This is a genomic window from Salinisphaera orenii subsp. halophila YIM 95161, assembly GCF_003732545.1.
In the GTDB taxonomy this organism is placed as follows: domain Bacteria; phylum Pseudomonadota; class Gammaproteobacteria; order Nevskiales; family Salinisphaeraceae; genus Salinisphaera; species Salinisphaera orenii_A.
In genome coordinates this window covers 1-7926 of sequence record NZ_AYKF01000137.1, presented here as the reverse complement: position 1 = coordinate 7926, position 7926 = coordinate 1, and the positions used below count along the sequence as shown (strand labels likewise).

General features: G+C 64.6%; 8 protein-coding genes and 1 tRNA gene. All 9 read left to right on the top strand.

Annotation, left to right across the window (positions count from 1 at the left end; genetic code table 11):
* A partial coding sequence (locus SAHL_RS18460; RefSeq protein ID WP_221177955.1) for an EF-Tu C-terminal domain-related protein occupies positions 1-75 on the top strand: 75 nt, incomplete at its 5' end.
* A 147-nt stretch (positions 76-222) separates the two neighbouring features.
* Positions 223-298: transfer RNA gene (locus SAHL_RS16515), tRNA-Trp, on the top strand.
* A 37-nt stretch (positions 299-335) separates the two neighbouring features.
* Positions 336-707, top strand: coding sequence for a preprotein translocase subunit SecE (gene secE / locus SAHL_RS16510; protein WP_123592515.1), 372 nt, complete (start codon positions 336-338; stop codon positions 705-707).
* A gap of 19 nt (positions 708-726) precedes the next feature.
* A complete protein-coding gene (gene nusG / locus SAHL_RS16505) occupies positions 727-1260 on the top strand; it encodes a transcription termination/antitermination protein NusG (protein WP_123592514.1) in 534 nt (177 codons plus the stop codon).
* Positions 1261-1344: 84 nt separating this feature from the next.
* Positions 1345-1773 carry a 50S ribosomal protein L11 gene (rplK, locus tag SAHL_RS16500; protein WP_123592513.1) on the top strand — a complete coding sequence of 143 codons (429 nt, stop codon included), beginning with the start codon at positions 1345-1347 and terminating at the stop codon, positions 1771-1773.
* Between the two features lie 2 nt (positions 1774-1775).
* A complete protein-coding gene (gene rplA / locus SAHL_RS16495; RefSeq protein WP_123592512.1) occupies positions 1776-2471 on the top strand; it encodes a 50S ribosomal protein L1 in 696 nt (231 codons plus the stop codon).
* A 279-nt stretch (positions 2472-2750) separates the two neighbouring features.
* Positions 2751-3272, top strand: a complete 522-nt coding sequence (rplJ, locus tag SAHL_RS16490; protein WP_123592516.1) for a 50S ribosomal protein L10 — start codon at positions 2751-2753, stop codon at positions 3270-3272.
* A 47-nt stretch (positions 3273-3319) separates the two neighbouring features.
* On the top strand, positions 3320-3700 hold the full coding sequence (gene rplL, locus SAHL_RS16485) for a 50S ribosomal protein L7/L12 (protein WP_123592511.1): 381 nt from the start codon (positions 3320-3322) through the stop codon (positions 3698-3700).
* Between the two features lie 174 nt (positions 3701-3874).
* Positions 3875-7926, top strand: a 4052-nt coding sequence (gene rpoB / locus SAHL_RS16480; protein ID WP_123592510.1) for a DNA-directed RNA polymerase subunit beta, incomplete at its 3' end; no start/stop codon positions are given.

Genomic DNA, 7926 nt, shown 5'->3' with positions numbered 1-7926 from the left:
GAGGGTCTGCGTTTTGCGATCCGCGAAGGCGGCCGCACCGTGGGCGCCGGCGTCGTGACCAAGATTACGGCCTGATCGGGTCGCTGCCCGCTTGCAGAGGACGATCTCTGCGGGTGCGGATGCACCGGCGGACCGTTTCGTCGTACTATGGGCGGGGTTGCCAGGGTGGAAAACCGTGGTACACTCCGCCGTCTTTTTCGCGGGCGATAAAAGTTAACGCTTAGGCCAGTAGCTCAATTGGCAGAGCAGCGGTCTCCAAAACCGCAGGTTGGGGGTTCGAGCCCCTCCTGGCCTGCCACGTTAAGCGTTATCGCCCACCTTCGGTCGAGTCGTCGATGGCAACCCAAGAAAAACGCACGAGCTCCCTGCTCGACACGGCGCTGCTCTGGCTGGCCGTTGCCGTGCTGGTCGCGAGTATCGTCGGCTATTACTACTTCACGGCCCACACGGACCTGGTTCGCGTGCTGGGCATGCTGGGTGGGGCGGTCGTCGCCGTGCTCATCGCGCTGCAGACCGCCATCGGCAAGAACGCCTGGGCCTACATCCAGGGTTCGCGCACCGAGCTGCGGCGCATGGTCTGGCCGACGCGGCGCGAGACCGTGCAGACGACGCTCATGGTCGTGGTCGTCGTACTGATTCTGGCGATCTTCATCTGGGCGCTCGATGTGCTGCTGGCCTGGGCGGTTCAACTTCTGACGGGCCGCTAGGCGCGCGAGGCAGATTCGTATGGCCAAGCATTGGTACGTGGTGCATTCCTTCTCGCAGTATGAGAAGAAAGTGCGCGATTCGCTCAAGGATTATGTCGCGCGCCACGGCATGGAAGACTACTTCGGCGATATCCTCGTGCCGACCGAGGAGGTCGTGGAGATCAAGGACGGCAAGCGCCGCACGACCGAGCGCAAGTTCTTTCCGGGCTATGTGCTGGTGCACATGGAGATGAATGACGAGACCTGGCACCTCGTCAAGAGCGTGCCCCGGGTGCTCGGCTTCATCGGCGGCACTGCCGACCGGCCGGCGCCGATCTCCGACGCCGAGGCCGACCAGATCCTCAATCGGGTCGAGGAGTCGGTGGAAAAGCCGCGCCCGAAAACGGTGTTCGAGCCGGGCCAGGAGGTGCGCGTCATCGACGGTCCGTTCGCCGACTTCAACGGCGTGGTCGAGGAAGTCAACTACGACAAGAACCGCCTGCGCGTGGCGGTCACGATCTTCGGGCGTTCGACCCCCGTGGATCTCGAGTTCGATCAGGTCGAAAAGAGCTGAAGCGCGAACGCCACAGGGCGTTCATACAGTCACATCAGGGAGCCCGGGCAGCCCCGCGGCGCTGGTACCTGAAGGAGTCATGACATGGCCAAGAAGATTGCAGGCTACATCAAGCTGCAGATCCCGGCCGGCAAGGCCAATCCGAGTCCCCCCGTGGGTCCGGCGCTGGGTCAGCACGGCGTGAACATCATGGAGTTCTGCAAGGCGTTCAACGCCGAGACGCAGGACACCGAGCCCGGTCTGCCGATCCCCGTGGTCATCACGGTGTTCTCGGACCGCAGTTTCTCCTTCGTCAAGAAGACGCCGCCGGCGTCGATCCTGTTGAAGAAGGCGGCCAACATTCAGTCGGGCGCGGCGGATCCGCTGCGCAACAAGGTCGGCACGGTCACCGAGGCGCAGGTCCAGGAGATCGCGGAAGCCAAGTGGCCGGACCTCAACGCGGCGGACATGGATGCGGCCATCCGCATCATCAGCGGCAGCGCCCGTTCCATGGGCATCAAGGTGGAGGGCTAGTCATGGCGAAACTGTCAAAGCGCAAGGCGGCCATCCGTGATCAGATCGATCCGTTCCGGCTCTACCCGGTCGACGAAGCCCTCGACGTGCTGAAGAAGGTCTCGAGCGCGAAGTTCACCGAGTCCGTCGAGGTCGCGGTGAATCTGGGTGTCAATGCCCGCAAGTCCGACCAGAACGTGCGCGGTTCGACCGTCATGCCGCACGGCACGGGCAAGAGCGTGCGCGTGGCCGTGTTCACGCAGGGCGACAACGCCGACAAGGCGATCGCGGCCGGCGCCGACGTGGTCGGTCTGAACGACCTGGCCGAGCAGGTGCAGGCCGGCGAGATCAACTTCGACATGGTCGTGGCGACGCCGGATGCGATGCCCGTGGTCGGCCGTCTGGGGCAGATTCTGGGCCCCAAGGGGCTCATGCCGAACCCCAAGACGGGCACGGTCACCGCGGACGTCGAGACCGCCGTCAAGAACGCCAAGGCGGGCCAGGTGCAGTACCGCACCGACAAGGCCGGCATCATTCATTGCGCGATCGGCAAGACCGATTTCGACAATGCCGCGCTGCGCGAGAACCTCGCCGCGCTGATCGCCGACCTGAAGAAAGCCAAGCCGGCGAACGCGAAGGGCATCTATCTTCGCAAGATTTCGCTGTCCACCACGATGGGTCCCGGCCTGGCCGTGGACGCCAGCGGGGTGGCGGCCTAGGAATGTGGGCCGGGGCGCGCGCTGTCGCGTGCGCCCCGGTCGACGAAGGAGTTCTTTGTAGCGCAGTCCGCTCCGGAAGTGGCTGCGTCGTCAAAGACCGTGAGGCGAGCCGAGGCATCGGTTCTTAAAGGCGATATCGCCAGCCTGCGCAGATGACGTGTGTCGTCCCGCTGTCTCGACACGGGCGACGGTCGTCGAAGGGGCGTTTCCGAGGAAATGTCCGCTCAATCATCCGTCGGCGGTTGCCGGCGGTTTGCTCAAGGAGTGATGACTATGGCCATGAGTTTTCAAGCCAAGCAGGCCATGGTGGCAGAAGTCAGCGACGTGGCGACGCGCGCGCATTCCGCAGTCCTTGCGGAATACCGCGGTCTCACGGCGGGCCAGATGGATGACCTGCGCGTCAACGCCCGCGAGGGCGGCGCGTATCTGAAGGTCATCAAGAACAATCTGGCCAAGCTGGCGCTGAAGGGTACCGACTACGAATGCATGACCGAAGCGTTCAAGGGGCCGGTGATCCTGGGTTTCTCGCTGGAGGATCCGGGTTCGGCCGCACGCGTGGTCAGTGATTTTCGCAAGTCGCACGATGCCCTCAAGGTCACGGCGATCTCGTTCAACGGGCAGTTGCTGCCCGGCGAGCAGCTCGATCGTCTGGCCAAGCTGCCGACTCGCGACGAGGCGTTGAGTCAGCTGATGCGTGCCATGAAGGCGCCGGTCGAGAAGCTGACCCGCACCACCCGCGAACCGGTTGCGAAGCTCAGTCGCACCGTGGCTGCAGTCCGCGACGAAAAGCAGGCTGCTTGAAGTAATTGAATCGGGGCCTTGCGCCCCAAACGTATTAGGAGTTGACAATGGCTGCTACGAAGGAAGAAGTACTCGAAGCGATCTCCGAGATGTCCGTGATGGACGTGGTCGAGCTCGTCGAGATGATGGAAGAGAAGTTCGGCGTTTCGGCGGCGGCCCCCGTCGCGGTCGCCGGTGCGGCCGGTGGCGGCGAAGCCGCGGAAGCCGCCGAGGAACAGACCGAGTTCGACGTGGTGCTCTCCAGCTTTGGCGAGAACAAGGTCGGCGCGATCAAGGCCGTCCGTGCCATCACCGGTCTGGGTCTGAAGGAAGCCAAGGAAATGGTCGAGTCGGTTCCGGCGACCCTGAAGGAAGGCGTCGAGAAGGCCGATGCCGAGGAAATGAAGGCGAAGCTGGAAGAAGCCGGCGCGTCCGTCGAACTCAAGTAAAGGCAGGTCGCTGGTATACATTGCCAGAAGCAATAACTTGACGATTCCGGGAAAATGGCTGGTGGCCGTGTGCTGCCGGCCTTTTCCTGTTGCCGCCGACCGACGCCTGCGCACGCTTAGCGCCGCGGACCGCCCCCGGGCCCGCGGCTCGTCCAACCATGAGGGTTGAGAGACATGGCCTACTCGTTTACCGAAAAAAAACGTATCCGCAAGGATTTTGCCAAACAGCCGTCGGTGCTGGAGATGCCGTTTCTGCTGGCAACCCAGATCGACTCCTATCGGCAGTTCCTGCAGAAAGAGCTCGATCCGGACAACCGGGCGGGCGTGGGTCTGCATGCGGCGTTTTCGTCGGTGTTCCCGATGGCGAGCCATTCGGGTAGCGCGGCGCTTGAGTACGTCAGCTATCGGCTCGGCCAGCCGGTCTTCGACGAGATGGAGTGCCGTGTCCGCGGGATGATCTACTCGGCGCCGCTGCGGGTGACCGTGCGTCTGATCATCTACGACAAGGACAGCAAGGCCAATCCGAAGCCGGTCAAGGACATCAAGGAGCAGGAAGTCTACATGGGCGAACTGCCGCTCATGACCGACACCGGCACCTTTATCATCAACGGCACCGAGCGGGTCATCGTCAACCAGCTCCACCGTAGTCCGGGCGTGTTCTTCGACCACGATCGTGGCAAGACGCATTCGTCCGGCAAGTATCTGTATTCCGCGCGCGTGATTCCGTACCGCGGTTCGTGGCTCGATTTTGAGTTCGATCCGAAGGACAGCGTCTACGTGCGCATCGACCGTCGCCGCAAGCTGCCGGCGACCATCCTGCTGCGCGCGCTGGGCTACGACACCGAGCAGATGCTCGAGATGTTCCACGAGACCACCATGTTCCACCTGTCGGACAACGGCGTGGAGATGGAGCTCGTGCCGGAGCGGCTGCGCGGCGAAACGGCCACCTTCGACATCAAGGCGGGCAACGACGTCATCGTCGAGGAAGGCCGTCGCATCACCGTGCGCCACATCCGCAAGCTCGAGGAGGCCGGCGTCGAGACGCTGGCGGTGCCGGAGAGCTATCTCGTCGGCAAGATCCTCTCGCGCGCGATCGTCGATTCGGAGACCGGCGAGGAGCTCGCGCCCGCGAACTCGGAGTTGACCGACGAGATGATCGAGGCGCTGCGGGGCGCGGGCATCACCGATATCCCGACCCTGTACATCAACGACCTCGATCACGGTCCGTACATCTCGAACACGCTGATGGTCGACCCCAGCACCACGCAGCTGGAGGCGCTGGTCGAGATCTATCGCATGATGCGTCCCGGCGAGCCGCCGACCAAGGACGCCGCGGAGAATCTGTTCGAGAACCTGTTCTTCAACGACGACCGCTACGACCTGTCGGCCGTCGGCCGGATGAAGTTCAACCGGCGCCTGGGCCGCGACGACGCGACCGGCGATTCGGTGCTGGCCAACGAGGACATCATCGCGGTGCTCGCCGAGCTGGTCTCCATCCGCAACGGCATCGGTCAGACCGACGACATCGATCATCTGGGCAACCGCCGCGTGCGCAGCGTGGGCGAGATGGCGGAGAACGCCTTCCGTACGGGCCTGGTGCGCGTCGAGCGCGCGGTGCGCGAGCGCCTGTCGATCGCCGAATCCGAAGGCCTCATGCCACAGGATCTGATCAACGCCAAGCCGGTGGCGGCCGCGGTCAAGGAGTTCTTCGGCTCCTCGCAGCTATCGCAGTTCATGGACCAGAACAACCCGCTGTCCGAGGTCACGCATAAGCGCCGCGTCTCGGCACTCGGCCCGGGTGGTCTGACCCGCGAGCGTGCCGGCTTCGAGGTGCGCGACGTGCATCCGACGCACTACGGCCGGATCTGCCCGATCGAGACGCCGGAAGGCCCGAACATCGGCCTGATCAACTCGCTGTCGGTGTACTCGCGGACCAACCAGTACGGCTTCCTGGAGACGCCGTATCGCAAGGTCGAGAACGGCCGTGCCACGGACGAGGTCGAGTATCTGTCGGCGATCGAGGAAGGCCGCTACGTGATCGCCCAGGCGAACGCGAAGGTCGACGCCGACGGTCAGCTCGTCAACGAGCTGGTCTCGTGCCGCTACCAGAACGAGTTCACGATGGCCTCGCCGGACCGCGTCCAGTTCATGGACGTGAGCCCGAAGCAGATCGTGTCCGTCGCCGCGGCGCTGCTGCCGTTCCTCGAGCACGACGACGCCAACCGCGCGCTCATGGGCGCGAACATGCAGCGTCAGGCGGTGCCCTGCCTGCGCGTGGACAAGCCGCTGGTCGGCACGGGCATCGAGCGCAAGGTGGCCATCGACTCCGGCAACGCCGTGACCGCGCGCCGCGGCGGTGTGGTCGACAAGGTCGACGCCTCCCGCGTCGTGGTCCGGGTCTACGACGACGAGACCTCGGCCGACGAGTCTGGCGTGGACATCTACAACATGGTCAAGTACACGCGCTCGAACCAGAACACCTGCTTCAACCAGAAGCCGCTGGTCAAGCCGGGTGATCGCATCGAGCGCGGCGACGTGCTGGCCGACGGGCCGTCCACCGATATGGGCGAGCTGGCGCTGGGCCAGAATCTGCTCGTGGCCTTCATGCCGTGGCACGGCTACAACTTCGAGGACTCCGTGCTGATCTCCGAGCGGGTGGTCGAGGAGGACCGCTTCACCTCGGTCCACATCGAAGAGATGACCTGCGTGGCCCGCGAGACCAAGCTCGGGCCGGAGGAGATCACCTCGGATATTCCGAACGTCAACGAGTCCGCGCTCGGCAAGCTGGACGAGTCCGGCATCGCCTACATCGGCGCCGAGGTCTCGGCCGGCGACATCCTGGTCGGCAAGGTCACGCCCAAGGGCGAGACCCAGCTCACGCCGGAGGAAAAGCTCCTGCGGGCCATCTTCGGCGAGAAGGCCTCGGACGTGAAGGATTCGTCCCAGCGCGTGCCGCCGGGCATGGACGGCACCGTGATCGACGTGCGGGTGTTCACCCGCGACGGCGTCGAGAAGGACGCCCGGGCCCTGTCGATCGAGGAGGACGAGCTGGCCGCGGTCCGCAAGGACCTCAACGACCAGCAGCGCATCTTCGAGGACGACCTGTTCGATCGTCTGCGGTCCATGCTGCTGGGCAAGGTCGCCGACGGCGGCCCGAACAAGCTCAAGGCCGACGCCAAGATCACGGCCGCCTATCTGGACGATCTGGATCGCGAGAAGTGGTTCGACATTCGGCTCCAGGACGAAGAGGCCCAGTCGCAGCTCGAGTCCATCGCGCAGCGGCTCAAGGACCAGAAGGCCGACTTCGAGCGCCGCTTCGCCTCCAAGAAGGAGAAGATCACCCAGGGCGACGAACTCGCCCCGGGCGTGCTCAAGATGGTCAAGGTCTATCTGGCCGTGAAGCGCCGCGTGCAGCCGGGCGACAAGATGGCCGGGCGGCACGGCAACAAGGGCGTGATCTCGCAGATCGTGCCGGTCGAGGACATGCCGTATCTGGAAGACGGTACCCCGGCTGATATCGTGCTCAACCCGCTGGGCGTGCCCTCGCGCATGAACATCGGTCAGGTGCTGGAGACCCATCTGGGCTGGGCCGCGCGCGGCATCGGCCTGCGGGTCGGCGAGATGCTGGAGCAGCAGAAGGCCGTCGGCGAGATACGTGAATTCCTGAAGAAGGCCTACCACACCGAAGGCGGCACCCAGGAGGACATCGACAGCCTCACCGACGACGAGATGCTCGCCATGGCGCAGAATCTGGTCGGCGGGATGCCCACCGCCACGCCGGTGTTCGACGGCGCCAACGAAGGCGAGATCCGCGAGCTGCTCAAGCTGGCCGGTCTGCCGGAGTCCGGCGAGACGACGCTGATCGACGGCCGTACGGGCGAAGCCTTCCAGCGGCCGGTCACGGTCGGCTACATGTACATGCTCAAGCTCAACCATCTGGTCGACGACAAGATGCACGCCCGTTCCACGGGGCCGTACTCGCTGGTCACCCAGCAGCCGCTGGGCGGCAAGGCGCAGTTCGGCGGCCAGCGCTTCGGCGAGATGGAGGTCTGGGCCCTGCAGGCCTATGGCGCCGCCTACACGCTGCAGGAGATGCTCACGGTCAAGTCCGACGACGTCGCCGGCCGCACGCGCATGTACAAGAACATCGTCGACGGCGACCATCAGATGAGCGCCGGCATGCCGGAATCGTTCAACGTGCTGACCAAGGAAATCCGCTCGCTCGG

What these genes read in the sequence shown, in the direction of transcription:
- secE (WP_123592515.1), top strand. Translation starts at nt 336, where the DNA reads ATGGCAACCCAAGAAAAACGCACGAGCTCCCTGCTCGACACGGCGCTG.
- nusG (WP_123592514.1), top strand. Translation starts at nt 727, where the DNA reads ATGGCCAAGCATTGGTACGTGGTGCATTCCTTCTCGCAGTATGAGAAG.
- rplK (WP_123592513.1), top strand. Translation starts at nt 1,345, where the DNA reads ATGGCCAAGAAGATTGCAGGCTACATCAAGCTGCAGATCCCGGCCGGC.
- rplA (WP_123592512.1), top strand. Translation starts at nt 1,776, where the DNA reads ATGGCGAAACTGTCAAAGCGCAAGGCGGCCATCCGTGATCAGATCGAT.
- rplJ (WP_123592516.1), top strand. Translation starts at nt 2,751, where the DNA reads ATGAGTTTTCAAGCCAAGCAGGCCATGGTGGCAGAAGTCAGCGACGTG.
- rplL (WP_123592511.1), top strand. Translation starts at nt 3,320, where the DNA reads ATGGCTGCTACGAAGGAAGAAGTACTCGAAGCGATCTCCGAGATGTCC.